This window comes from Enterocloster sp. 210928-DFI.2.20, assembly GCF_020554465.1.
GTDB lineage: Bacteria > Bacillota > Clostridia > Lachnospirales > Lachnospiraceae > Enterocloster > Enterocloster bolteae.
This window is the reverse complement of record NZ_JAJCHK010000022.1, coordinates 65,488-87,805: the sequence shown is the minus strand read 5'-3', so window position 1 is coordinate 87,805 and position 22,318 is coordinate 65,488. Positions and strand designations below refer to the sequence as shown.

The 22,318-nt window shown below is 48.4% G+C and carries 30 protein-coding genes; 1 reads left to right on the top strand and 29 read right to left on the bottom strand.

Annotation, left to right across the window (positions count from 1 at the left end):
- Positions 1-10: 10 nt before the first annotated feature.
- The 20 genes from rpsE to LI015_RS18575 form a co-directional block, all read right to left on the bottom strand.
- A complete protein-coding gene (gene rpsE, locus LI015_RS18670) occupies positions 11-520 on the bottom strand; it encodes a 30S ribosomal protein S5 (RefSeq protein ID WP_002566497.1) in 510 nt (169 codons plus the stop codon).
- A 17-nt stretch (positions 521-537) separates the two neighbouring features.
- Positions 538-906: a 50S ribosomal protein L18 gene (gene rplR / locus LI015_RS18665; RefSeq protein ID WP_002566498.1), complete on the bottom strand. Its 369-nt coding sequence runs from the start codon at positions 904-906 to the stop codon at positions 538-540.
- 17 nt (positions 907-923) lie between these two features.
- Positions 924-1,466 (bottom strand): 50S ribosomal protein L6, encoded by a 543-nt coding sequence (rplF, locus tag LI015_RS18660; protein ID WP_002566499.1) that lies wholly within the window; start codon positions 1,464-1,466, stop codon positions 924-926.
- 73 nt (positions 1,467-1,539) lie between these two features.
- Entirely contained in the window at positions 1,540-1,941 is a 402-nt protein-coding gene (rpsH, locus tag LI015_RS18655; RefSeq protein ID WP_002566500.1) for a 30S ribosomal protein S8, read from the bottom strand.
- Between the two features lie 32 nt (positions 1,942-1,973).
- The gene (locus LI015_RS18650; RefSeq protein WP_002566501.1) at positions 1,974-2,159 is read right to left on the bottom strand and encodes a type Z 30S ribosomal protein S14; all 186 of its coding nucleotides are present in this window, start codon (positions 2,157-2,159) and stop codon (positions 1,974-1,976) included.
- 16 nt (positions 2,160-2,175) lie between these two features.
- The gene (gene rplE / locus LI015_RS18645) at positions 2,176-2,715 is read right to left on the bottom strand and encodes a 50S ribosomal protein L5 (protein WP_002566502.1); all 540 of its coding nucleotides are present in this window, start codon (positions 2,713-2,715) and stop codon (positions 2,176-2,178) included.
- 23 nt (positions 2,716-2,738) lie between these two features.
- Positions 2,739-3,044: a 50S ribosomal protein L24 gene (gene rplX, locus LI015_RS18640; protein ID WP_002566503.1), complete on the bottom strand. Its 306-nt coding sequence runs from the start codon at positions 3,042-3,044 to the stop codon at positions 2,739-2,741.
- Positions 3,045-3,056: 12 nt separating this feature from the next.
- A complete protein-coding gene (gene rplN / locus LI015_RS18635; protein WP_002566504.1) occupies positions 3,057-3,425 on the bottom strand; it encodes a 50S ribosomal protein L14 in 369 nt (122 codons plus the stop codon).
- A 24-nt stretch (positions 3,426-3,449) separates the two neighbouring features.
- Entirely contained in the window at positions 3,450-3,704 is a 255-nt protein-coding gene (gene rpsQ / locus LI015_RS18630) for a 30S ribosomal protein S17 (protein WP_002587380.1), read from the bottom strand.
- Between the two features lie 20 nt (positions 3,705-3,724).
- Positions 3,725-3,928 carry a 50S ribosomal protein L29 gene (gene rpmC, locus LI015_RS18625; RefSeq protein ID WP_227125982.1) on the bottom strand — a complete coding sequence of 68 codons (204 nt, stop codon included), beginning with the start codon at positions 3,926-3,928 and terminating at the stop codon, positions 3,725-3,727.
- Complete coding sequence (gene rplP, locus LI015_RS18620) at positions 3,918-4,355, bottom strand: 50S ribosomal protein L16 (RefSeq protein ID WP_002566507.1); 438 nt, start codon at positions 4,353-4,355, stop codon at positions 3,918-3,920. Before rplP ends, rpmC begins: the two co-directional genes overlap by 11 nt.
- On the bottom strand, positions 4,355-5,011 hold the full coding sequence (gene rpsC / locus LI015_RS18615; protein WP_002566508.1) for a 30S ribosomal protein S3: 657 nt from the start codon (positions 5,009-5,011) through the stop codon (positions 4,355-4,357). Before rpsC ends, rplP begins: the two co-directional genes overlap by 1 nt.
- Before the next feature lie 9 nt (positions 5,012-5,020).
- Positions 5,021-5,407: a 50S ribosomal protein L22 gene (gene rplV, locus LI015_RS18610; RefSeq protein WP_002566509.1), complete on the bottom strand. Its 387-nt coding sequence runs from the start codon at positions 5,405-5,407 to the stop codon at positions 5,021-5,023.
- A gap of 30 nt (positions 5,408-5,437) precedes the next feature.
- Positions 5,438-5,722 (bottom strand): 30S ribosomal protein S19, encoded by a 285-nt coding sequence (gene rpsS / locus LI015_RS18605; protein WP_002566510.1) that lies wholly within the window; start codon positions 5,720-5,722, stop codon positions 5,438-5,440.
- Positions 5,723-5,742: 20 nt separating this feature from the next.
- Positions 5,743-6,588 (bottom strand): 50S ribosomal protein L2, encoded by an 846-nt coding sequence (gene rplB, locus LI015_RS18600; RefSeq protein WP_002566511.1) that lies wholly within the window; start codon positions 6,586-6,588, stop codon positions 5,743-5,745.
- A 119-nt stretch (positions 6,589-6,707) separates the two neighbouring features.
- The gene (gene rplW, locus LI015_RS18595) at positions 6,708-7,007 is read right to left on the bottom strand and encodes a 50S ribosomal protein L23 (protein WP_002566512.1); all 300 of its coding nucleotides are present in this window, start codon (positions 7,005-7,007) and stop codon (positions 6,708-6,710) included.
- Positions 7,007-7,627, bottom strand: a complete 621-nt coding sequence (rplD, locus tag LI015_RS18590) for a 50S ribosomal protein L4 (RefSeq protein ID WP_002566513.1) — start codon at positions 7,625-7,627, stop codon at positions 7,007-7,009. The genes rplW and rplD overlap by 1 nt, the downstream gene beginning before the upstream one ends.
- Positions 7,628-7,655: 28 nt before the next feature.
- Positions 7,656-8,291: a 50S ribosomal protein L3 gene (rplC, locus tag LI015_RS18585; RefSeq protein WP_002566514.1), complete on the bottom strand. Its 636-nt coding sequence runs from the start codon at positions 8,289-8,291 to the stop codon at positions 7,656-7,658.
- 248 nt (positions 8,292-8,539) lie between these two features.
- Positions 8,540-8,857 (bottom strand): 30S ribosomal protein S10, encoded by a 318-nt coding sequence (gene rpsJ / locus LI015_RS18580; protein ID WP_002566515.1) that lies wholly within the window; start codon positions 8,855-8,857, stop codon positions 8,540-8,542.
- Positions 8,858-9,339: 482 nt separating this feature from the next.
- Complete coding sequence (locus LI015_RS18575; protein WP_002566516.1) at positions 9,340-10,695, bottom strand: hypothetical protein; 1,356 nt, start codon at positions 10,693-10,695, stop codon at positions 9,340-9,342.
- A gap of 252 nt (positions 10,696-10,947) precedes the next feature.
- Here LI015_RS18575 and LI015_RS18570 point away from each other — a divergent pair, with 252 nt between their 5' ends.
- Positions 10,948-11,808, top strand: a complete 861-nt coding sequence (locus LI015_RS18570) for a class I SAM-dependent methyltransferase (RefSeq protein ID WP_002566517.1) — start codon at positions 10,948-10,950, stop codon at positions 11,806-11,808.
- Between the two features lie 104 nt (positions 11,809-11,912).
- Here the strand turns inward: LI015_RS18570 and LI015_RS18565 are convergent, their stop codons facing one another.
- From LI015_RS18565 to ade, 9 genes are all read right to left on the bottom strand, one after another.
- Positions 11,913-12,602: an RraA family protein gene (locus LI015_RS18565; RefSeq protein WP_002566518.1), complete on the bottom strand. Its 690-nt coding sequence runs from the start codon at positions 12,600-12,602 to the stop codon at positions 11,913-11,915.
- A gap of 49 nt (positions 12,603-12,651) precedes the next feature.
- Complete coding sequence (locus LI015_RS18560; RefSeq protein WP_002566519.1) at positions 12,652-13,734, bottom strand: iron-containing alcohol dehydrogenase family protein; 1,083 nt, start codon at positions 13,732-13,734, stop codon at positions 12,652-12,654.
- A gap of 35 nt (positions 13,735-13,769) precedes the next feature.
- Entirely contained in the window at positions 13,770-14,552 is a 783-nt protein-coding gene (locus LI015_RS18555) for an IclR family transcriptional regulator (protein WP_227125980.1), read from the bottom strand.
- 73 nt (positions 14,553-14,625) lie between these two features.
- Entirely contained in the window at positions 14,626-15,909 is a 1,284-nt protein-coding gene (locus LI015_RS18550; RefSeq protein WP_002566521.1) for a TRAP transporter large permease, read from the bottom strand.
- Entirely contained in the window at positions 15,906-16,385 is a 480-nt protein-coding gene (locus LI015_RS18545) for a TRAP transporter small permease (protein WP_002566522.1), read from the bottom strand. Before LI015_RS18545 ends, LI015_RS18550 begins: the two co-directional genes overlap by 4 nt.
- 28 nt (positions 16,386-16,413) lie before the next feature.
- Positions 16,414-17,484, bottom strand: a complete 1,071-nt coding sequence (gene dctP / locus LI015_RS18540; protein ID WP_002570702.1) for a TRAP transporter substrate-binding protein — start codon at positions 17,482-17,484, stop codon at positions 16,414-16,416.
- A 28-nt stretch (positions 17,485-17,512) separates the two neighbouring features.
- Complete coding sequence (ilvD, locus tag LI015_RS18535) at positions 17,513-19,171, bottom strand: dihydroxy-acid dehydratase (protein WP_227125978.1); 1,659 nt, start codon at positions 19,169-19,171, stop codon at positions 17,513-17,515.
- A 285-nt stretch (positions 19,172-19,456) separates the two neighbouring features.
- Positions 19,457-20,347, bottom strand: coding sequence for a S8 family peptidase (locus tag LI015_RS18530; RefSeq protein WP_002566534.1), 891 nt, complete (start codon positions 20,345-20,347; stop codon positions 19,457-19,459).
- A 132-nt stretch (positions 20,348-20,479) separates the two neighbouring features.
- Positions 20,480-22,300, bottom strand: coding sequence for an adenine deaminase (ade, locus tag LI015_RS18525; RefSeq protein ID WP_227125976.1), 1,821 nt, complete (start codon positions 22,298-22,300; stop codon positions 20,480-20,482).
- Positions 22,301-22,318 lie beyond the last annotated feature (18 nt).

Below are 22,318 nucleotides of genomic sequence, written 5' to 3'. Positions count from 1 at the left end.
TCTCCTCCTATTAGCCTACGATTTCTTCCACAGATTTGCCGCGCAGTCTTGCGAATTCTTCCGGAGTCTTTAAGGAAGTAAGGCCTGCAAGAGTTGCCAGAACTACATTTGTCTTGTTGTTGGATCCTAAGGATTTTGTACGGATGTTCTTGATTCCTGCCATCTCCAGTACGGAACGTGCCGGACCGCCGGCGATAACACCAGTACCTTCAGGAGCTCTCTTTAACAGAACAGCTGCACTTCCGAATTTACCGATAAAATCATGTGGGATACTCTTATTCTCATCTACAGGAATCTCTACCAGATTCTTAATTGCGGCTTCTTTACCTTTGCGGATGGCCTCCGGAACCTCGCCGGCCTTTCCTAAACCTGCGCCAACGTGGCCGTTGCCATCGCCTACTACTACCAGAGCGGAAAATCTCATGGTACGTCCACCTTTAACAGTCTTGGATACTCTCTTGATTGCCACTACCTTGTCATTCAGCTCCATCTGACTGGCGTCAATAATTGTACGCTTCATGCTTGTTCTCCTCTCTATTAGAAATCCAGACCAGCCTCGCGGGCTGCGTCTGCTAATGCCTGAACTTTGCCCTGATATATAAAGCCGCCTCTATCGAAAACAACTTCCTTGATACCTTTTTCAAGGGCTCTCTTTGCAATAACTGTACCTACATATGCTGCAGCTGCCTTATCGTTGGTCTTCTCCAGTTCAGCATTTACTTCTTTCTCAACTGTGGAAGCAGCAACCAGGGTGTTACCAACCGTATCGTCGATAATTTGAGCATACATATGATTATTACTTCTAAACACTGCCAGACGCGGTCTCTCTGCTGTGCCAGCAAAACGGTTACGCATTCTGTTGTGTTTCTTTACGCGAATTTCGCTTCTTGACTGTTTGTTAACCATTTTTACACTCTCCTTAATTATTTCTTACCAGTCTTACCAACTTTACGTCTGATAACCTCGTCAGCATACTTGATACCCTTGCCCTTGTATGGCTCAGGTCTTCTCTTGTCTCTGATTTCAGCAGCGTATTGGCCAACTTTTTCTTTACTGATACCTTTAACGATAATCTTGTTCTGACCTTCCATAACGGTCTCGATGCCCTCTGGATCTTCCATCTCTACCGGATGGGAGTAGCCCAGGTTCAGGGTAAGCTTCTTGCCCTGCTTAGCGGCCCTGTAACCAACGCCGTTTACTTCAAGAACCTTCTCATACCCTTCTGTAACACCATGAATCATGTTGTTAACCAGGGTTCTGGTCAGACCATGTAAAGATTTCATCTTCTTTAAATCGTTTGGTCTGCTTACTATAATCTGTCCATCTTTCTGCTCGATGGTCATTTCTACGGGGAGCTCTCTCTCTAATGTTCCCTTTGGACCTTTTACAGTCACTTTGTTTCCTTCTGCGATTGTAACAGTAACTCCTGCCGGAACCGCAACTGGCATTCTACCGATACGTGACATGCCTTTACCTCCTACTTAAATTCTCGGAAGGAACTGTGCGTTCCTTCTGTTTTCAGTTTCCTCTATCTCATCATTACCAAACAAATGCCAATACTTCGCCGCCAACACCTAACTGACGTGCTTCTTTATCTGTAATCACGCCCTGGTTGGTGGAGATGATAGCGGTACCAAGTCCGCCCAGTACCTTGGGAAGCTCTTCCTTGTTAGCGTATACACGCAGACCCGGTTTGGAGATTCTCTTGATACCGGAAATGATTTTCTCGTTCTTGTCTTTGCCGTACTTTAAGGTGATTCTGATGGTCTGGAAACCGCCGTCCTCTACCATGTCGTACTTTGCAACATAACCCTCTTTTACCAGGATGTCAGCGATAGCTATTTTCATCTTGGATGAAGGTACGTCTACTGTATCATGTTTTGCAGTGTTTGCATTACGAATTCTTGTAAGCATATCTGCAATCGGATCGCTCATTGTCATTTTAAAATGCCTCCTTCCTAATTCTCTCTATTTTACCAGCTAGCTTTCTTAACGCCAGGAATCTGACCCTTGTATGCTAACTCGCGGAAACAGATACGGCAGATACCGTACTTTCTTAAATAAGCATGTGGACGGCCACAGATTCTGCAGCGGTTGTACTCTCTGGTGGAGAATTTAGCCGGACGCTGCTGTTTAATCTTCATTGAAGTCTTAGCCATGAAAGTTTCCTCCTAACTATTTTGCAAACGGCATATTGAATAATGTCAAAAGTTCACGAGCTTCTTCGTCAGTCTTAGCGGTGGTAACGAAGATGATATCCATACCTCTTACCTTGTCAACTTTGTCGTACTCAATCTCAGGGAAGATCAGCTGCTCTTTGATACCGAGCGCATAGTTTCCTCTGCCATCAAATGCGTTAGGGTTAACACCTCTAAAGTCACGTACACGGGGCAGTGCCAGGTTTACCAGACGGTCAAGGAATTCATACATTCTCTCGCCGCGCAGTGTTACCTTGCAGCCGATTGCCATGCCTTCACGGAGCTTAAAGTTAGCAATGGACTTCTTTGCCTTGGTGGTTATAGCCTTCTGTCCGGAGATGATTTCCAAATCCCTTACAGCAGAATCCAGAACCTTGGCATTTTCCTTTGCTTCGCCTACGCCCATGTTGATAACGATCTTATCAAGCTTCGGCACCTGCATAACGTTCTTATATCCAAATTTTTTCATCAGAGCGTCTACCATCTCGTTCTGATACTGTTCTTTTAATCTAGCCAACGTTTTTTTCCTCCTCTCCTGAATTAGTCGATTACTTTGCCGGTTGTCTTAGCCACGCGAACCTTCTTGCCGTCTTTTTCTTCAAATCCGACCCTGGTTGCCTTGCCGTCTACTACCAGCATTACATTGGAGATATCAATAGGAGCTTCCTGGTTAACAATGCCGCCCTGTGGGTTGCCCGGAGCCTGCTTTGTGTGCTTGGTAACCATGTTGCAGCCCTGAACCAGAACTTTGTTCTTCTTTGTATCAACAGAGATAACCTTTCCCTGCTTATCTTTATCTTTACCTGCGATTACGACTACTAAGTCGTCCTTCTTAATCTTATTCACAGTAACACCTCCTTATAATACTTCGGGAGCTAAGGAGACAATCTTCATGAACTGTTTGTCTCTTAATTCTCTTGCTACAGGCCCAAAGATACGAGTTCCTCTTGGAGTCTTGTCATCCTTAATAATTACTGCTGCGTTCTCATCAAATCTGATGTAAGAACCGTCTTTACGGCGTGCGCCCTTAACGGTACGTACCACTACAGCCTTTACAACATCGCCCTTCTTTACAACACCGCCTGGTGTTGCATCTTTAACGGAAGCAACGATGATATCACCGATATTTGCATATCTTCTGGTTGAACCACCTAATACACGGATGCAGAGAAGTTCTTTTGCACCGGTATTGTCGGCAACTTTAAGTCTTGTTTCCTGCTGAACCATACCTGTTACTCCTTCCTCATCTCATTATCTAGCTTTCTCGATAATCTCAACAAGTCTCCATCTCTTATCCTTGGACAGTGGTCTTGTTTCCATTACTTTTACTGTATCACCGATGGTGCACTCATTCTTTTCATCATGAGCTTTTAACTTCACGGTTTTCTTAACGATCTTACCGATTACAGGATGTTTTACATGGTCCTCGATAGCAACTACGATTGTCTTATCCATCTTGTTGCTGACCACTTTACCGGTACGGGTCTTTCTCAAATTTCTTTCCACGGTAAATGTCTCCTTTCGCATTATGCGTTAGCCTTCTCAGTGATAACAGTCTGGATCCTGGCAATGTTCTTGCGAACTTCCTTAATCCTGGATGTGTTATCCAGCTGATTGGTTGCATTCTGGAATCTTAAATTGAACAGTTCCTTCTTCGCAGCTACTAACTCTTCATTCAGCTCATTTGCTGACTTATTCTTTAACTCATCTACAAATTTATTAGTTTTCACTGTTATCACCGCCTTCTAAATCTGCTTTAGAAACAATCTTACACTTGCATGGCAGCTTGTGCATAGCAAGACGCAGAGCTTCTCTAGCTGTTTCCTCTGGTACACCAGCGATTTCGAATAATACACGGCCTGGCTTTACAACTGCTACCCAGTACTCCAGAGCGCCTTTACCGGAACCCATACGGGTTTCTGCTGGCTTTGCTGTTACAGGTTTATCCGGGAAAATCTTAATCCAGACTTTACCGCCACGCTTGATGTAACGGGTCATGGCCACACGGGCAGCCTCAATCTGGTTTGATTTGATCCAACATGGTTCAGTGGAGACTAAACCGTACTCGCCGTTAGAAATCGTGTTGCCTCTTAATGCCTTGCCGGCCATGGAACCACGGAACTGCTTACGACGCTTAACTCTCTTAGGCATTAACATTATTTATCGCTCCCTTCCTTGTTTCCTTTAGTAGGAAGAACTTCGCCCTTGTAGATCCATACCTTTACGCCAATCTTGCCGTAGGTTGTATCTGCTTCTGCGAAACCATAGTCAATATCTGCTCTTAATGTCTGAAGCGGGATGGTACCTTCGCTGTAGAATTCAGTACGTGCCATATCAGCTCCACCCAGGCGGCCTGCAACAGCAGTCTTGATGCCCTTAACGCCAGCCTTCATGGTTCTTCCCATGGTGGACTTCATTGCACGGCGGAAGGAAACACGGTTTTCCAGCTGCTGAGCGATGGACTCTGCAACCAGCTGTGCATCCCTGTCCGGACGCTTGATTTCCTTGATGTCGATGAACAGCTTCTTATCAGTCAGCTTCTGAACTTCCTTCTTCAGCTTCTCAATTTCAGAACCACCCTTACCGATAACCACGCCTGGCTTAGCGGTATAAATGATAATCTTAACCCTGTCAGATGCACGCTCAATTTCAATCTTGGAAATGCCGGCACTGAACAGTCTCTTCTTGAGGAACTTTCTCATATTGTAATCTTCAACCAGGCAGTCAGCAAAATCAGCTTCTGCATACCACTTGGAATCCCAGTCTTTAATAACACCGACTCTTAAGCCGTGTGGATTAACTTTCTGTCCCATATTTGCCTCCTATCTCTCATTCAGAACAACAGTGATGTGGCTCATTCTCTTCTCGATCCTGTAAGCACGTCCCTGAGCTCTCGGTCTGACTCTCTTCATGGTCGGGCCCTGGTTAGCGTAGCACTCTTCAACATAAAGTTTTGCCGGGTCCATTCCGTTATTGTTCTCAGCATTTGCTGCTGCTGATTCCAGTAACTTTTTGATTAAGCTGGAAGCGTATCTGGGATTGTAAGTTACAATACCAAGTGCGGTCTGTAAATCTTTGCCTCTGATGGCATCTAATACAAAGCAAGCCTTCTGGACAGACACTCTTGCGTAAGACAGTGTTGCGCTTGGTCTTGTGTCCTTCTGGGCATTTCTTTCTCTCTTGACTTGGGATCTATGTCCTTTTGCCATTGGTAAAACCTCCTTTCAATTTACCGTGAATTACTTTCTCACGCCGGACTTCTTCTCGTCTTTACCGTGACCTCTATAGGTTCTGGTTGCTACGAATTCGCCCAGCTTATGTCCTACCATATCTTCGGTTACATATACCGGAACGTGTTTCCTGCCGTCATGAACTGCAATTGTGTGACCAACCATCTGTGGGAAGATTGTAGAACGGCGGGACCAGGTTTTGATTACCTGCTTCTGTCCTGCTGCATTCATAGCGTCTACTTTCTTTAACAGATGCGCGTCTGCAAATGGTCCTTTTTTCAGTGAACGAGCCATGTGTTCTTAACCTCCTTTAACTATTTGATGGTTCTGCCATCACGTCTTCTTACGATCAACTTGTTAGACTGCTTGTTTTTCTTTCTGGTCTTCAGACCCAGAGCAGGCTTGCCCCATGGTGTGCACGGACCTGGACGGCCGATACCACACTTGCCTTCACCACCACCGTGTGGATGGTCGTTGGGGTTCATTACGGAACCGCGGACTGTAGGTCTGATACCCATGTTGCGCTTCCTACCAGCTTTACCAATGTTGATCAGGGAGTGTTCGCCATTGCCCACAACACCGATTGTTGCGCGGCAGATGATTGGAACCATTCTCATTTCGCCTGAAGGTAAACGTAAGGTTGCATACTTGCCTTCCTTAGCCATCAGCTGTGCTGAATTACCGGCTGAACGGACTAACTGGCCGCCCTTGCCAGGATATAACTCAATGTTGTGTACCTGAGTACCAACCGGGATGTGATACAGTGGCATGCAGTTGCCAAGCTTTGCCTCTGCTGTATCGCCGCTCATAACCTTCATTCCGTCGGTTAAGCCCTGTGGTGCCAGGATATATGCCTTCTCGCCGTCTGCATAGCAGATAAGAGCGATGTTGGCAGTTCTGTTTGGATCGTACTCAATTCCGATAACGGTTGCCGGAATACCATCCTTGCTGTTTCTCTTGAAGTCGATGATTCTGTATTTTCTTCTGCTGCCGCCGCCTCTGTGACGAACAGTGATTTTACCCTGATTGTTACGACCAGCGTTCTTGTTCAGGGATACTACCAGAGATTTCTCCGGAGTGTCCTTTGTGATTTCCTTGAAATCAGAACCGGTCATATGTCTTCTGGAAGGTGTATAAGCATTATACTTCTTAATTCCCATGACATTTTACTCCTTTTCTTTTTCTTTTCACGGCGTATGACTTTGGTAGGGATATCTGGGATATCCCGGATGCCGTATAAGTTCTCCGTCCGGGTGTGTCCGGCGGGTGTGAGATTTTCTTACAGTCCCTGGAAAATCTCTATCTCTTTGCTGTCTTCTGTCAGCTTTACGATTGCTTTCTTGGAAGCAGCTGTCTTGCCGAAGGTCATGCCCCTTCTCTTGGTCTTGCCTTCACAGTTCATGGTGTTCACGCTGGCAACCTTGGTGCCTGGGAACATCTTCTCAACAGCCTCTTTAATCATAGACTTGTTAGCGTCTACATGTACCATGAAAGTATACTTTCTATCGCCCATGGCATTCATGCTCTTCTCAGTGATGACTGGTTTTAAAATGACGTCATAGTACTTGATATCTGCCATTATGCGTACACCTCCTCGATGGATGCAACAGCAGCCTTGGTAGCCACTACTGTGTTGTACTTCAGAATGTCGTATACGTTGATGGAGCCGACCTGAGAGGTCTTAACGCCTGCAATGTTCCTTGCAGATAATACTGTATTCTGATCATTGTCAGCCAGAACCACCAGTGCCTTGGATACCTTCAGGTTATCCATAACATTCTGGAACTTCTTGGTCTTAATCTCGTCAAACTTAAGCTCATCTACTACGATAAACTTGTTATCCTGAACACGGCTGGTCAGAGCAGACCTGAGAGCAGCTCTCTTTTCCTTCTTGTTCAGTCTGATGGTGTAATCTCTTGGTGTTGGAGCGAATACCACGCCGCCGCCCTTCCACTGAGGAGACCTGGTTGAACCCTGTCTTGCATGACCGGTTCCTTTCTGTCTCCACGGCTTTCTGCCGCCGCCGGAAACCTCAGAACGTGTCTTTGCTTTCTGTGTTCCCTGACGTTTATTTGCAAGCTGTGCAACAACTGCAAGATGTACCAGATGCTCGTTAACTTCTACACCGAACACGGCATCGTTCAGTTCTAATGCGCCAACTTCTTTACCTTCCATATTGTAAACAGATACGTTTGCCATTTGTGTGTTCCTCCTTTCCTATAAAAGCTTACCTTTCAACCTTAACGGTTTCTTTAATTGTTACCAGGCTCTTCTTTGGTCCTGGTACTGCGCCCTTAACCAGAATCAGGTTATTGTCAACGTCAACCTTGACAACCTCCAGATTCTGAACGGTAATCTGCTTGCTGCCCATGTGGCCTGGCATTCCCTTGCCCTTGAATACGCGGCCTGGGGTTGTAGCGGAACCGTTGGAACCCTGATGACGATGGAACTTGGAACCATGTGCCATAGGTCCTCTGTGCTGTCCGTATCTCTTGATGGCGCCCTGGAAGCCTTTACCCTTGGAAATAGCGGTTGCATCAATCTTATCGCCTGCTGCGAAGATGTCTGCCTTAATCTCATCTTTTACGGAATACTCTTCCGCATTCTCAAACTTGAATTCCCTTACATATCTCTTGTAAGAAACACCGGCCTTGTCAAAATGGCCTTTCTGCGGCTTGCTGACCAGTTTGTCCCTCTTGTCAACAAAACCAACCTGTACTGCTTTGTAACCATCGTTCTCAGCTGTCTTAACCTGTGTTACCACACAAGGTCCTGCCTGAAGTACGGTTACCGGAACTAAAGCACCATTCTCATTGAAGATCTGGGTCATTCCGACTTTTGTTGCTAAAATCGCTTTCTTCATTGTCTTACCTCCTGTTTCATGATCTACAGCGGAATGCTTTCGCATTCATCCTAGAACAGCCTAATATACGTGGAACACTATGAACCGCCTGGCGGTATGTTGATTCCTCAACAGGAAATGCAGTGTTGCTTCTATATTTAAACCCTTCAGGATATAAACATTTTTATCGCATCCCCATCCTATTCAAACGGGAACCGCGAACCCAGCTGCGCTGCGCTTGCGCAGCATGAAAACGAATCTGTCTTCGATTATTTCGTTTTCATCTTGATGTCGATGTACACACCAGCTGGCATTTCCAGTCTGGACAGCGCATCAACTGTTTTCTGGCTTGGAGCTGTGATGTCGATGAGTCTCTTGTGAGTTCTCTGCTCGAACTGCTCTCTGGAATCTTTGTACTTATGAACCGCACGCAGAATAGTTACTACCTCTTTCTTGGTTGGTAACGGCACCGGTCCGCTCACCTGTGATCCTGTCTTCTTTACAGTCTCGATGATTTTTCCGGCGGACTGATCTACCAACTGATGATCATAAGCCTTTAAAGTGATTCTCATTACTTGACTTGCCATAAAAAAAGTCGCCTCCTTTTCGCACTTTCAAACCAAGTACGACAAGCGGTGACTGTACACGTTTCCGTGTGTGTCCTAACAGAACTCCACACTGATTCTGCGTTCTAACATTGCAGTTTCTTTAATTGGTACAGTGACTTGTCGCCAGTTTCCTAACTTGACATTCGCTCCACGGAAAACCTGCCTCACTTTGTGGGCAGCAACCTCTCGCTTCAACGCTATCATGCCACAGCCTTTGTATGATAGCACACATTCCAAATAAATGCAAGTATTTTTTTCAATTTTCTTCGTCAGTGCTTTGTCAGCCTTTGCCCGGAGTTTTATTGGTTTTAATTGATTCTTTTCAACGCTTTTCCCGGAGCATTTTTACTCAGACTGACAGGGGGCTCCACAAGTAAAAAAGGAAAGACCTCCCATTTATTATAGAAGTCTTTCCTTATATGAATCATTTTAGTCACATACCGGTCATAGCGCCAGTCTGTTTACTCTGTGCAGTATGGCTCCGTGGGCTCCTGTGCGTAAGAATCAACATCACTGTCATCATCCGCTTTTGTCAGCTCGCCTGAGCTGTTGGTTGTAAACTTAACGCCGTCGCTGTTCTTTACATTGCTTCCCTTCATAACTTTACCGGAAGCATTGACCACATAATTCCTGCCCTCCACCCGGTAGCATACATACTTCTGGCCGTCCGTTGCCTTCTGGAGTTTTCCCTTATAGTATAAGTAGTTATCCTTAACCCCATTGACGCCCCGTCCATTGTCCAGGAAGTAAAAATCGCTCTTATTGCCGTCGTCCTCGGTCACCTTCATCTTTCCTTTTTGGACACAGCTCTTATTCTTATCTCCAAAGTAGAACGCGGTCCAGTCATCCTCGCCGGAACCGGTATAGACTTTCTTAAGTCCATAAACCGGATTGCCCAGATGGTTGAACAGATAGGATTTGCCGTTCAGCTTCACGATATCACTGGTGGTAAGACGTTCGGAATCAGCCGCTCTCGGCTTGCCGCTGTTATTGAAGTAGAACCACTCCACGGCTTCCTCATAACCGTTCAGATCCTCAGGAGGTTCAATGGAATACCAGCCAATCTTGGCCTTGCCGTCAGAACCAAAGTACATGTAATCCTGGATGGAGTCATTGGTTGTGGACTTTACGTTCTTCCAGCCTGTCTGCATGGCGCCGTTCTCGTCAAAGCAGTAATAGGTTCCGTCTATCTTACGGGCCGTGTAATCGCCGTCTGAGCTGTCAGGCGCATATTTCTTGCCATTTGAGGAGAAATAGTACCAGTAGCGGCCGTCATCATCTGTGACACTGTCAATTCCCGGCGTCACCTTGTCTGCGTTGTCGTCATCGTCATCCGGCGGATACAGCTTCTGCCAGCCCGTCCGCATAACGCCGTCAGAACCGGTATAATACATATCGTCCAGAATCCAGCCAATCTCCATACGGCCGTCACCGTTAAAGTGATACCACTTATTGTCAATCTTTTTCCAGGCATCTGTGATTACCTTGCCGCTGCTGCTGAAATAATACCACTCGTATTCGCCCTGGTCGCCGGTAAGCTTCAGCCACTTGTCAGTGAGCATGATGCCGTTGCTGTCCATATAATAATCAGACTCAACCCACGCATTGGTGGCCATAACTCCCTCGCCGTTGAGATAACGCCACTGGTTGTCCGCCCCTTTTTTCCATGTATTATATATTTTATTCCCGTTGGAGTCATAGTAGACCCAGGTGCTCCCCGATTGAGCCCAACCCTCTGCTGCCAGGGCAGATATCGTAGCCGTACCAAAGCACAGCACTGCCGCCAGGGCCCACACCGCCACCATCTTTTTCTTCATATGCTCAACTCCTCTTCCCATCTGCATTCACCCATATCAGCCCTGTTTCTGCCGGGGCTGATAATCCTATGGTATATTGTATCAAGGCTCCCTCAATTATTCAACCTAATTTATCTTTCAATTCTATTACAATTTAGCCAAACCGTTTCTATTTTTCCGAAAATGTACCGAATACTTGACGGAGCCGCAGCACTTAGACTATACTCATTATTATCATTATTATATATGGAAGAAACGAGGTTAAATAAATATATGTGGCTTGCAGACGAGTGGAAGGATTATGAAGTGATAGACTGTTCAAAGGGAGAAAAACTGGAGCGCTGGGGTGATTACCTGCTGGTGCGCCCGGACCCTCAGGTTATCTGGGACACCCCCAGAAACCACAAGGGCTGGAAAAAGATGAACGGCCATTATCACCGCAGCAGCAAGGGCGGAGGCGAGTGGGAATTCTTCCATCTTCCTGAGCAGTGGTCCATTGGATATAAGGGACTTACCTTCAATCTAAAGCCCTTTAGTTTTAAACACACCGGTCTGTTTCCCGAACAGGCTGCCAATTGGGACTGGTTTGGCGCCAGGATTCGCGAAGCCGGACGCCCGGTCAAGGTCCTGAACCTGTTTGCGTATACCGGCGGAGCTACCCTGGCCGCAGCCAAGGCAGGCGCCAGTGTCACCCATGTGGACGCCTCCAAGGGCATGGTGGCCTGGGCCAAGGAAAATGCCCAGTCCTCAGGACTGGCCGATGCCCCCATACGCTGGATCGTGGACGACTGCGTGAAATTCGTGGAGCGGGAAATCCGCAGGGGCAACCGCTACGATGCGGTCATCATGGACCCTCCCTCCTATGGGAGGGGACCAAAAGGGGAAATCTGGAAGATAGAGGACGCCATTCATCCTCTGGTCAAGCTGTGCGTCCAGCTCCTGTCAGACAAGCCCCTGTTCTTTCTGATTAACTCCTACACCACCGGACTGGCGCCCGCAGTCCTTTCCTACATGATAGGCGTGGAAATCGTCCCCCGTTTCGGCGGAACAGTAAGCGCCGAGGAGGTGGGCCTCCCTGTCACCCAGACAGGCCTGGTGCTGCCCTGCGGGGCATCCGGGCGCTGGGAAGCATAATGCAAAAAAGTCCCGCATCAGGATTCGCTGATGCGGGGCTTTTTCTTGCCTGGTGCTAATCTCTGTTCTTATCACCTGCTTCTTAATCACTTGGTCCTTTCATTTTACATAATCCCGTACTTATCGAAAGAGGCTTTTGCAGCCATACCGTTCTTAATGGCCTCAGCCACCATCTTCTCTCCGGTAGCCTTTTCAACAGCCCTGACAATCACTTCCTCCTCAATCTCCTTAGGGATAACAAGGACACCGTCCAAGTCCCCAAATACAATGTCTCCGGGATTGATTTTCACTCCCTCCATGTCAATGGGAACCCTGTAGTCAATCACCTTTCCTCTGGGGCCCTGGTCCTGGGCATATCTCCCATAAGAAAAGCATGGGAAATCCAGGTCCAGGATTCCGTTGGTGTCGCGGTGAAATCCATTTACAACAGCGCCGGCCGCACCCAGTATCTTCATTCTCGTACACATCAGCTCCCCTACCAGGGCATATGTGGGTGACGATCCGGTACATATATATACTTCGTTTTTCTTAAGGTCATCCAGCGCCTCCAGCATAAGGCCAAAGCTCTGCCTCATGATTGGATTCTGCCCCTCAGATACTGTCTCCAGAGCATCTGCCTCAAGCACAGTCATGGCCCTTCCGGCCACCACCATATTTTCCCGCATGGGCTGAATCCTCCATGGCAGGAACTGATGGAGATAGTTCATTTTATCCAATATATCACCTATAACAGATGAATACAGTGTTTCCCTCATGAGAGCAAAAAGCTCGTCATCATTTTTCCATACAACCATGATTTAATAAATTCCTCTCATTCATATGTAATCGTTCTCTGTCAATACGTCAGGCCCTATAGCTTTCCAACTCCCTCATGGCCTCCTGAATCAAGTCAGCCGTAACCGGATACGGTGTATGGCTGAGTTCCTGATTTTCCACAGCCGCCGCCAGCACATCCTCCAGATCATCTTCCAGGGTAAGTCCCAAATCCTTCAGACATGACGGCAGTCCAAGGGAACGGTTGAACCGATAAGTCTTTTCCAACTTATCCCAGTCCCGATCTACCATCAGATTAACCAGTGTACCATAAGCAACCACATCTCCATGAAGATAATTTTCCTCGATCTGTCTGCGTCTCGTAAGTCCATAGAACAATGCGTGGGCAATCCCGCCCACATAATCCGAATGTACGGATACAGACACGATTCCCGGAGTGATAATTATGTTAAGCAATATTTTTTCCAGTTCTTCACTGACAATCCCCGCCTTAGCGTCTTCCACTGCCTTCTTACCAAATTCCAGCATTGGATAGAAGCACAGCCTTCCCGCTAAAATACCAAATTCGCTTCCAAAGCTCAGCTTCTCTCCTGCCTTGGCCGACCACTCCGACTCAACATGTTTTGCCATGGCATCTCCTATGCCGGCCCTGAGATAACGAATAGGGGCATCCAGGATAATCCCGGGATGGATAAAGCAATGGACCGGAACCGAATTTAACCGTTTCACCTTCTCAAACGTTCCGTCTTCACCATACATGATACTCAGCTTTGTAACCGGAGCACAGTTGGATGCAATGGTGGGAATCGTAAACACAGGCTTTCTCAGAAGATCTGCTGCCAGTTTTACGGTATCCACGCATTTTCCGCCTCCCACCGCCAGCAGCACATCCGACTGCCTGACCCTCTGATCTGCAACCAGACGTTCCACATTACTCCAGGTGGCTTCATGGCCATAGAGAATTTCACCCGTCGTCGTCATGCCGGCTTTTTCCACAGCCTGTGTAACATACCGGCCGGCGGCATTCCAGGCTTTTTCCCCATGAACCGCCGCAATCTTATTTCCATATCTCCCAATCACATCCCGGAACGCATCAAATGCATTGAGCCCGATGGTGAAATGCGGAAGATAAACAGACTCCTGTCCTTTCATTCCATTTCCTCTCTGCCCATACGGCAGGGACAGGATTACAGACTCTGCCCCATGGCCGCGGAAATCTTTTCACAGATTTCCTTTAACGCCTCATGGCATCTCTGCTCCAGCCCGGCGTCAAAATATTGAATAATTCCGCTCAAACTGAGAGCCGCCTCAATCTTGCCTCCATAACCGAATATGGGATATGTAATACATTTCAAATAAGGTTCACTTTCCCCTTCATTGGTGGCATAACCGTTTTTCCTGACAGCATCCAGGATGCTTCTGTACTCGTCCTTATCCGTGATGGTCCTCTCTGAATATGATTCAAAGGAACAATGACTGATAATTTTCTCCCTGACCTCTGTCGCAGAATAGGCAGTTAGCACTTTTCCTGCCCCCGTATTATGCGCCTCCACTTCACCGCCTATCTTAGAGTTCAAATCAAAGACAACAGCGTTTGCATTGGGCACCACACGGTCAATCAGCACGATTTTTTCGCCTTCAAGCACAGACAGATGGGCAATCAGATTCAGTTCTGTTGTAACCTTCTCCAGATAAGGCCTGGCAGTTTCCACAACGCTTATAAACTGAAATGCATTGCTGCTCAGCACGTAAATGGACATGCCAAGGCTGTAGCGCTTGGAAATCTCGTCGTACCTTACAAACCCTTCTTCCTCCAGGGTCGTCAGCACCCTGACCATGGTTCCCTTGCGCATATCTGCCCTCTCGCTGATTTCAGTCAGCGTCATGCTTTTATGGGCACTGTCAAAGAGTTTTAAAACCTTTAGCGCCTTTTTTACCGATGAGATTGTATATTGACTTTCCCGTTCCATTCACCCAACTCCAAACCTTTTTTATTTATTATAGTTTATGTGCTCGCCTGCGGTCAACCGGTTAATCCTGCCCCTACTTTGAGAACAATCCCGGAAGGAAGGTCGAAAAGCCCGGGAAGAACACAAACAGTATCTGCACAAACAGCATCACAAACAGGAAGGGAAGGATTGCCTTGGTCATCTTTGATATCTTTGCTCCGCTGATTCCCTGCGCGACAAACAGGTTGATTCCCACCGGAGGCGTCATCATGCCCAGCATGGTCCCCACTGTAAGCAGAATACCAAAATGCAGCGGGCTGACACCCAGTCCTTTTAAGGTAGGCAGGAACAACGGTGTATAAATCAGCACCTGAGAAGCTGTCTCAAGGAAGGTTCCTGTCACAAAACATAGCAGCACAAAGAGAATCAGAATCACATGGACATTGCCCGTGATGCCCAGAATCACGCTTCCAATGAGCTGCGGAATCTGGTTTAATGTGAGATAGCGTGAAAATGCCATTGCAAATGCCAGTATGAATACAGTGGTTCCTGCTGTAACTGCACCTTTATAGAGAATACCGGGCAGGTCCGACACTTTAAGCTCCTTTGTGATGAACAGTCCTACAAACATGGAATACACCACTACCACCACGGCTGCTTCCGTGGGAGTAAAGATACCGCTGTATATGCCGCCCAGGATAATGACCGGGGCAAGGAGAGGCCAGATTGCCTCCTTAAAACTGGCAGCCACCTTCTTCCACTCAAATTCTCCCTCATCAGACTTGTATCCATTCTTTTTGGAAATCACATAGGTAGTGAGAGCCAGGGCTGCTGTCATGAGGAAACCAGGTATGAATCCTGCCATGAACATCTCTCCAATGGACACCTCACCGGCAATACAGTAGAGCACCATGGGAATAGATGGCGGAATCAGGACTCCCAAAGAACCTGCACTGGCTGTCAATGCTGCGGAAAAATCCCTGTCATACCCCTTCTCCACCATGGGAGGAATCATCATCGCACCTACGGCTGCAACCGTACCCGGAGATGAGCCTGAGATGGCCGCGAAAAAAGCACAGGCCAGCACGGTTATGATTCCCAGCCCTCCATGAATGTTTCCCACAAGGCTGGCTGCAAAATTCACCAGCCTTTTGGACAGCCCGCCGGTCTCCATAAGATAGCCGGCCAGAATGAACATAGGGATAGCCAGGTATGTATAAGAGTCCAATCCCGTAAATGCCATCTGTGATACAAACGCCAGGGGCATACCCTTGGCCAGGACCGCCGCCACAGTCGACAGTCCTATACTGAACGATACCGGTATCCCAAGGAATACAAATACCAGAAATACTGCCATCATCATCAGAAATATGCTCATGATTTGGTTTCAACCTCCTTTTTCCGGACTATCATCTTAAACACTGCCTGCAGGAATCTGAAGGCAATCAGGCAGAACATGACAGCAACCAGTGCATACAGGCCTGCCATAGGAATTCTGAGAGAGGCGGACAGCTGTTTGGAAAGGCTGGCATTATAAATGATCTGTCTGGAGTTGTAGGCGATGACCAGGCTGACGGCAGCGCACAGCAGCTTTACTGCAATGTCTAACGCAAACCTGCCGCGCTCTGAAAGTACATTATCAATCAGCTCCACCCTGACATGGGCGTTGTCCAGCACAGCTGCGCTGGCACCGCAGTATATCAGGATAATGAATACATACCTGGACAGCTCCTCTGTCCATGCCAGCGGAAGATTGAACACAAAGCGGAACAGCACCTGGAGAAAACACACCACTATCAGAATCGTAAACAGAAAAACAATCAGATAATATTCAAAGTTTTTCTTTTTTTTCATTGATACGTAACCCCTTTCTGTGAGTCATCTACTGCACCGCTGCAATGATATCCAGCATTTCTTTATATCTGTCCGGATTTATCTCATTGCCGTATTTTTCGCTGACACCCTTCACAGCTTCCCTGAATTCATCCTTTGCCTCAGGGGTAAGCTCCACCACCTCAACTCCGGCTTCCTTCATCTTCTCAAGGGCCAATGCATCCTCAGACTCACAGCTCTCTTTCATATACTCAGTGGCTATCTTTATACCATCGTTCAGAATCTGCTGGTAGGATGGATCCAGTTTATCATACCAATCCTTGGAAACGACAAATGTGACAAAGGTAAATACATGACCATCCAGGGTAAGATACTTCTGAACCTCATGAAGCTTGTTAGCGTAAATATTCATTAGCGGATTTTCCTGGCCGTCAACAACGCCCTGCTGCAATGCAGAGAACAGCTCGCTGAATGCCATAGGAGTGGGATTGGCCCCCAATGCCTCAAACACCTCCAGATGAATCGGCGTGGTCATGGTCCTTATTTTTAATCCTTTCATGTCCTCCACACTGTTGATTGGATGCTTGCTGTTGGTTGTATGACGGAAGCCAAAGTTTCCAAATCCCAGACCCACATAGCCGATGTCCTCAAGCTCCTTTAGCAGTGATTGTCCGAATTCGCCTTCCACAACAGCCTCCACCTGCTTTTCGTTGTCAAAGAGATATGGCAGTGACAGCAGTCCGAAGTCCTTTGAGAAGTTTCCGATGATATCCGTACCGCAGGGAAGCATGTCCGCCACTCCCAGCTTCAGTCCCTCAAAAACCTCCTGGTCATTTCCAATCTGGGCTCCTGTGAATATCTCTACCGTGAAGTTTCCCCCTGTCTGCTCTTCTATGTATTCCTTCATCTTATTTACAGCAACCGCCTCAAAATGGTTATCAGCCACACCCACGCTGACCTTCATGGTAACTTTCTGGCCTGACTGTGTCCCGGTGTCTGCCGGCGCACTCTGGGATGCCTCTCCCTTCGGTGCCTGTGACGCTGTCTGTCCCCCTGTGCCGCCACATGCTGTCAATAACATACTCCCGGCTAATAATGCTGCTAACATTCTCTTCTTCATTTTTAAATACTCCTTCTCTTAGTATTCTTTATTCTACAACTGCTCCCTTGGATGCAGATGCGCTGATTCTTCTGTATGTCCTCAGATATCCCCGCTTTACTTCTTTTTCCACAGGAACAAAACGTTTCCTGCGTTCCTCAAGTATCTCCTCCGGCACCTTAAGTTCTATGCTCCTGGCATCAACATCAATTTCAATCACATCCCCATCCTGTATCAGAGCAAAGTCCCCCTGTTCATATGCCTCGGGTGAGATATGGCCCACGAAAAGTCCGCGGTTGGACCCTGAAAATCTTCCGTCCGTAATCAGGGCGCATGTATCAGACAGCCCCATTCCCTCCAGATATTTCATGGTTTTGTACATCTCGGGCATACCCGGTCCGCCTTTTGGCCCCTCGTACATCAGGACCATGCAGGTGCCTGGTTTCACCCTGCCCTCCAGTACGGCCTGATAGGATTCCTCCTCGGTGGTAAAGACCTGGGCACGGCCTGAATATCTGAACATGTGCTTTGGCACGGCCGCGGGCTTGATTACACATCCCAGCGGCGCTATGTTTCCCTTTAATATGGCGACACCGCCTGTAGGTGCAAAGGGCTCCTCTGCCGTTTTAATCATGTTTCTGTTATTGGTATAAGAAAACCGTGACAGTGCCTCCCCCATTGTAAGGCCGGATACCGTCAGGGTATCCTTGTGCAGGTATTCCTCTATCTCCTTCAATACGGCCGGAACTCCGCCTCCCTCGTAAAAGTCAACCATGTCAAATTCCGAAGCCGGATAAATGGAGGCCACCTGCGGAATTCTTCTGCTGAATTCATCAAATACACTGAGCGGCAGTTCCCCCAGTCCGGCTTCATGATAAATTGCCTGGAGATGGAGAATACCGTTGGTGGATCCGCCCATTGTTAAAAGGTGCATAACCGCATTTTCAAATGCTTCCTCTGTAAGGATGTCCCTTGTGGTGACTCCCTTTTGAACCAGTTCTACAATTTTCTCTCCGGTCTCAACCCCCTTTGCCATGCGGGCTGCCAGGACAGCCGGAATGGTGCTGCTTCCCATCAGGGACATTCCCAGGCTCTCCGATAGGGCGCTCATGGTATTAGCAGTTCCCAGCATGGCACAGGAGCCAGGACACGGTTCCGCAATATCTTCAATATGCCGGAACTCCTCTTCATCAATCCTTCCCTGTTGTTTCCACCCAATAGCCTCTGTCACAATGTTTCCGTCGTAATGCCTGCCACAGTAGGAAGCCGGATACATGGGGCCTCCATTCAGGAAAATGGCCGGCATCTCCAGCCTGGCCGCAGCCATCAGCATGCCCGGTACAATCTTGTCGCAGGAGCCCAGCAGCACCAGTCCGTCAAACCGGTGGGCCCTTACCATACACTCAATGGATGACGCAATCAAATCCCTGGTGGGCAGAATGTAGCGCATCCCCTCATGGCCTTCCGCAATACCGTCGCAGGGAGCCACCGTGGAGAACTCCATGGGCGTTCCTCCTGCCTTGATAATCCCCTCCTTTACGCTCTCGCACAGCTGTTTCAATACAAAATGCCCCGGCGTCGCATTGGTGTAGCTGTTAGCAATGGCAATAATTGGTTTGCCCAGCTGTTCCCCGGTGAATCCCATAGACTTGTACAGAGCCCGCTTTAGAGCACCCTGTTCCCCTTTTAAGATATCGTTCTCTCTCATTACCCTTCCCTTCTTTTGTTTTGTAATAGAAAACTTTGTTTTGTAATATGAGTTAAAATAATAAGTTTTGCATTGCAAAACTTTGTTTTGTTTTTATACTTATATAATACTCCTACTCTTGTTCTTTGTCAAGAATCATAATGGGGTTTTCAATGATTTATCATTGTCCTCCCCGTTCCATGGATACATACACAAAAAACTGCCGGCGCAGTTCCTTTTAAGATACTGCGCCGGCAGGACTGTTTTGCTCCTTTGTCTGCCGGGGCTTGGGCCCCATTTATAATGCTACTCCAGCAGCCGTCCCACATCCAGCTTCCCCCACCCCTGCTGGTTATGGGGAAGGCCCAGGTCCAGGGCCCGTTCCCTGATACGAAGCTTCACATCCTTGTTGCTCATATCCGGGTACTTTTCCAGCAGCAGGGCTATTGCGCCTGACACAAGAGGCGTGGACATGCTGGTGCCTGACTTTGAAAAATATTTGCCGGGCTCATTGCAGCAGCTGATGATGCCTGAGCCCGGCGCTACCAAATCCGGCTTGCAGACACAAGCCAGTGTGGGGCCTCTTCCGGAATAATCCACCATGCGGCTTCCCATGACGTCCACTTCCTTGTGATCGTCGGAGCAGCCCACGGTTATAACCTTGCGGCTGATGCCGGGAGTTGTGATGGTCATTCGGCCCGGTCCATGATTTCCGGCTGCCACCACTACCACCAGGCCGTCATCCCAGGCCGCATTCACCCCCCGCACCAGAATTGAGTTCTCTGTCATGTCCCTGCGGGACAAGGAGCCTACGGAGATATTCACAATGCGGATATTATATCTGTCCCTGTTCTCCCGGATCCATTTAAGTCCGGTCAGTACGTCTGTGGCATAGCCGTTTCCCTTCTGGTCCAGCACCTTCACCGATATGAGACTGCATCCCGGCGCCACCCCTCTGTATTTCCCGTCGGAGGAGATACCGCTGCCTCCAATCATTGCAGCTATATGGGTGCCATGGCCATTGTCATCATAGGGCGATGTGCGGTGGTTTACAAAATCAGCAAAGGCTGTCACTCTATCCTTAAAATCCTCATGGAGGTAAATTCCGGTGTCAAGTACTGCCACACCCACTCCTCTACCCGTAATACCCATGGAATACACTTCTTCACAATTAATGTCTTCTCTCGCCTGATTCACATCACGATTTTCTCCTTTTTTATTAGGATATTCTATAATGAAGGAATCTGTGCCAGGGCACCGTGTGACGCGGTCAGGCAGGCAGGACTGTCAGGCAGATAAAACCGCCTGACAGGAGCAAAAATATTTTCTTTAAAAGGAAGGCGGAACCTGCTTCTGCCGGTCCACGTCAATCACACCGTAGGTATTGATTCTCAGCTTCGGAATGACCGGAAGGCTTACAAATGCCAGGGTCATGAATGCATCTATATCGCTGCTGATTCCCAGCTGCCTTGTCAAAACCTTCAGAGCCTGCAGCTGCTCCTCCACCTCCTCCACGGATAACCGGCTCATAACTCCGCCAATGGGAAGCGCAAGCTCGCCTAGCACCTGTCCTTCTGCCGCCACAGCCAGGCCGCCCCTGTTCTTTCTCACTGCGTTGGCGGCCAATACCATATCCCTGTCATTGGTCCCCACCACAATCAGGTTGTGGGAATCATGGGCTACGCTTGTAGCCACGGCTCCCTTCTTAAGACCGTATCCGCCCACAAAGCCCAGTCCCTTGTGTCCGGTGTGAAGATGGCGTTCAAACACAGCTGCCTTCACAATATCCTGTTCCAGGCTGACGCCGGGTGCCAGCCCCGGAGTATTCTGCCAGGGCACCAGACGCTCCTCTGTGAGAAGTTCATGGGGTTTAAACTGAATAACCCGCTCCATGGCCCCCTTTTGCTCCAGCACCAGGTCCTCCAGGGTAACCTCATCCATATGGAAGGAGTTAAACACCCTTGGAAATGCAGTTTCCAGGCCACCGGCTGTTTTTTCCGCAGATTCGGTATCCTCCCTGCTTCCGGACCGCGGCTCCTCTCCTGCTGCATAATTTCGTTTCTTTTCCTTCCCGGCCCCCAGGCATACTCCCTCCTTTGCCGTCAGGACTCCGTCCTTGTATACAGCCGCCACCCGGATATCCTTCAAGTCCTCAAGCACTGCCAGGTCCGCCCTCAGCCCAGGCATGACAGCGCCCCTGTCCTTCAGTCCAAAATACCGGGCTGCATTAAAGGTTCCCATCTTAATGGCCCGTATGGAGTCCGCGCCCAGGGACACTGCCCTGCGGATAATATAATCAATATGTCCCATAGAAATCAGGTCGCCGGGATGCTTGTCATCTGTCACCAGCATACACCTCTCATAATAGGGGGCCTCAAACAGGGGCATAAGTGCCTCCAGGTTCCTGGCAGCCGTGCCCTCCCGTATCATAATCCACTGTCCTCTTCCAAGTTTTTCCAGAGCCTCCCCTGCATCTGAACACTCGTGGTCAGACCACACGCCGGAGCACACGTAGGCATTCAGCTCATTCCCTCTCAGGAAAGGCGCATGGCCGTCTATAACCTTGCCTCGCCTCCCTGCCTCCGTAAGCTTCCCCATCAGATCCTCCTGGCCGGCAACCACTCCCACTGAATTCATCACCTCTGCCAGCCCCAAAACCCTGGGATTCTCATAGTATGGCTTTATATCCTCCGGCCCCAGCACAGCACCGGACTCGTCCAGTTCGGTGGAGGGCACGCAGGAGGGCATGACAAAAAATGCATCCAGGGACAGTCCCTCCGTGGCTTTTAACATATAATCCACGCCCTGGCACCCTGCCACGTTGCCAATCTCATGGGGATCCGTAATCACGGTGGTGGTGCCATGGGGAAGGACTGCTTTTTCAAACTCCGGCGGCGACACCATGGAACTTTCAATATGTATATGCCCGTCAATAAAACCGGGACAGATATACCTGCCTGTCATATCTACGTTGACAAGCCCATCATATTCCCCTATGCCGGCTATACAGCCATCCTCAATGGCTATGTCCCCAATCTCTGTGCGCTCCGTAAATACATTGACGATTGTCCCCCCTTTTAACACAAGGGATGCCTTTCTTCTTCCGGCAGCAACGTCCATCATTTTTTTTAAATCATTGTATTGTCTCACACAAATACCTCCTTCTGT

Coding starts and splice junctions, on each gene's coding strand:
- LI015_RS18560 (WP_002566519.1), bottom strand. CDS start 13,734: ATGAAAGGACAGGAGTCTGTTTATCTTCCGCATTTCACCATCGGGCTC.
- rpsS (WP_002566510.1), bottom strand. CDS start 5,722: ATGGCTCGTTCACTGAAAAAAGGACCATTTGCAGACGCGCATCTGTTA.
- LI015_RS18570 (WP_002566517.1), top strand. CDS start 10,948: ATGTGGCTTGCAGACGAGTGGAAGGATTATGAAGTGATAGACTGTTCA.
- dctP (WP_002570702.1), bottom strand. CDS start 17,484: ATGAAGAAGAGAATGTTAGCAGCATTATTAGCCGGGAGTATGTTATTG.
- rplD (WP_002566513.1), bottom strand. CDS start 7,627: ATGGCAAACGTATCTGTTTACAATATGGAAGGTAAAGAAGTTGGCGCA.
- LI015_RS18650 (WP_002566501.1), bottom strand. CDS start 2,159: ATGGCTAAGACTTCAATGAAGATTAAACAGCAGCGTCCGGCTAAATTC.
- rplR (WP_002566498.1), bottom strand. CDS start 906: ATGGTTAACAAACAGTCAAGAAGCGAAATTCGCGTAAAGAAACACAAC.
- rplP (WP_002566507.1), bottom strand. CDS start 4,355: ATGTTAATGCCTAAGAGAGTTAAGCGTCGTAAGCAGTTCCGTGGTTCC.
- LI015_RS18565 (WP_002566518.1), bottom strand. CDS start 12,602: ATGGTTGTATGGAAAAATGATGACGAGCTTTTTGCTCTCATGAGGGAA.
- rplC (WP_002566514.1), bottom strand. CDS start 8,291: ATGAAGAAAGCGATTTTAGCAACAAAAGTCGGAATGACCCAGATCTTC.
- LI015_RS18550 (WP_002566521.1), bottom strand. CDS start 15,909: ATGAGCATATTTCTGATGATGATGGCAGTATTTCTGGTATTTGTATTC.
- rplN (WP_002566504.1), bottom strand. CDS start 3,425: ATGGTTCAGCAGGAAACAAGACTTAAAGTTGCCGACAATACCGGTGCA.
- rplV (WP_002566509.1), bottom strand. CDS start 5,407: ATGGCAAAAGGACATAGATCCCAAGTCAAGAGAGAAAGAAATGCCCAG.
- LI015_RS18545 (WP_002566522.1), bottom strand. CDS start 16,385: ATGAAAAAAAAGAAAAACTTTGAATATTATCTGATTGTTTTTCTGTTT.
- rpsC (WP_002566508.1), bottom strand. CDS start 5,011: ATGGGACAGAAAGTTAATCCACACGGCTTAAGAGTCGGTGTTATTAAA.
- rplW (WP_002566512.1), bottom strand. CDS start 7,007: ATGGCAGATATCAAGTACTATGACGTCATTTTAAAACCAGTCATCACT.
- rplB (WP_002566511.1), bottom strand. CDS start 6,588: ATGGGAATTAAGAAGTATAATGCTTATACACCTTCCAGAAGACATATG.
- rpsH (WP_002566500.1), bottom strand. CDS start 1,941: ATGACAATGAGCGATCCGATTGCAGATATGCTTACAAGAATTCGTAAT.
- LI015_RS18555 (WP_227125980.1), bottom strand. CDS start 14,552: ATGGAACGGGAAAGTCAATATACAATCTCATCGGTAAAAAAGGCGCTA.
- rpsJ (WP_002566515.1), bottom strand. CDS start 8,857: ATGGCAAGTCAAGTAATGAGAATCACTTTAAAGGCTTATGATCATCAG.
- LI015_RS18575 (WP_002566516.1), bottom strand. CDS start 10,695: ATGAAGAAAAAGATGGTGGCGGTGTGGGCCCTGGCGGCAGTGCTGTGC.
- ilvD (WP_227125978.1), bottom strand. CDS start 19,171: ATGAGAGAGAACGATATCTTAAAAGGGGAACAGGGTGCTCTAAAGCGG.
- rplF (WP_002566499.1), bottom strand. CDS start 1,466: ATGTCACGTATCGGTAGAATGCCAGTTGCGGTTCCGGCAGGAGTTACT.
- rpsE (WP_002566497.1), bottom strand. CDS start 520: ATGAAGCGTACAATTATTGACGCCAGTCAGATGGAGCTGAATGACAAG.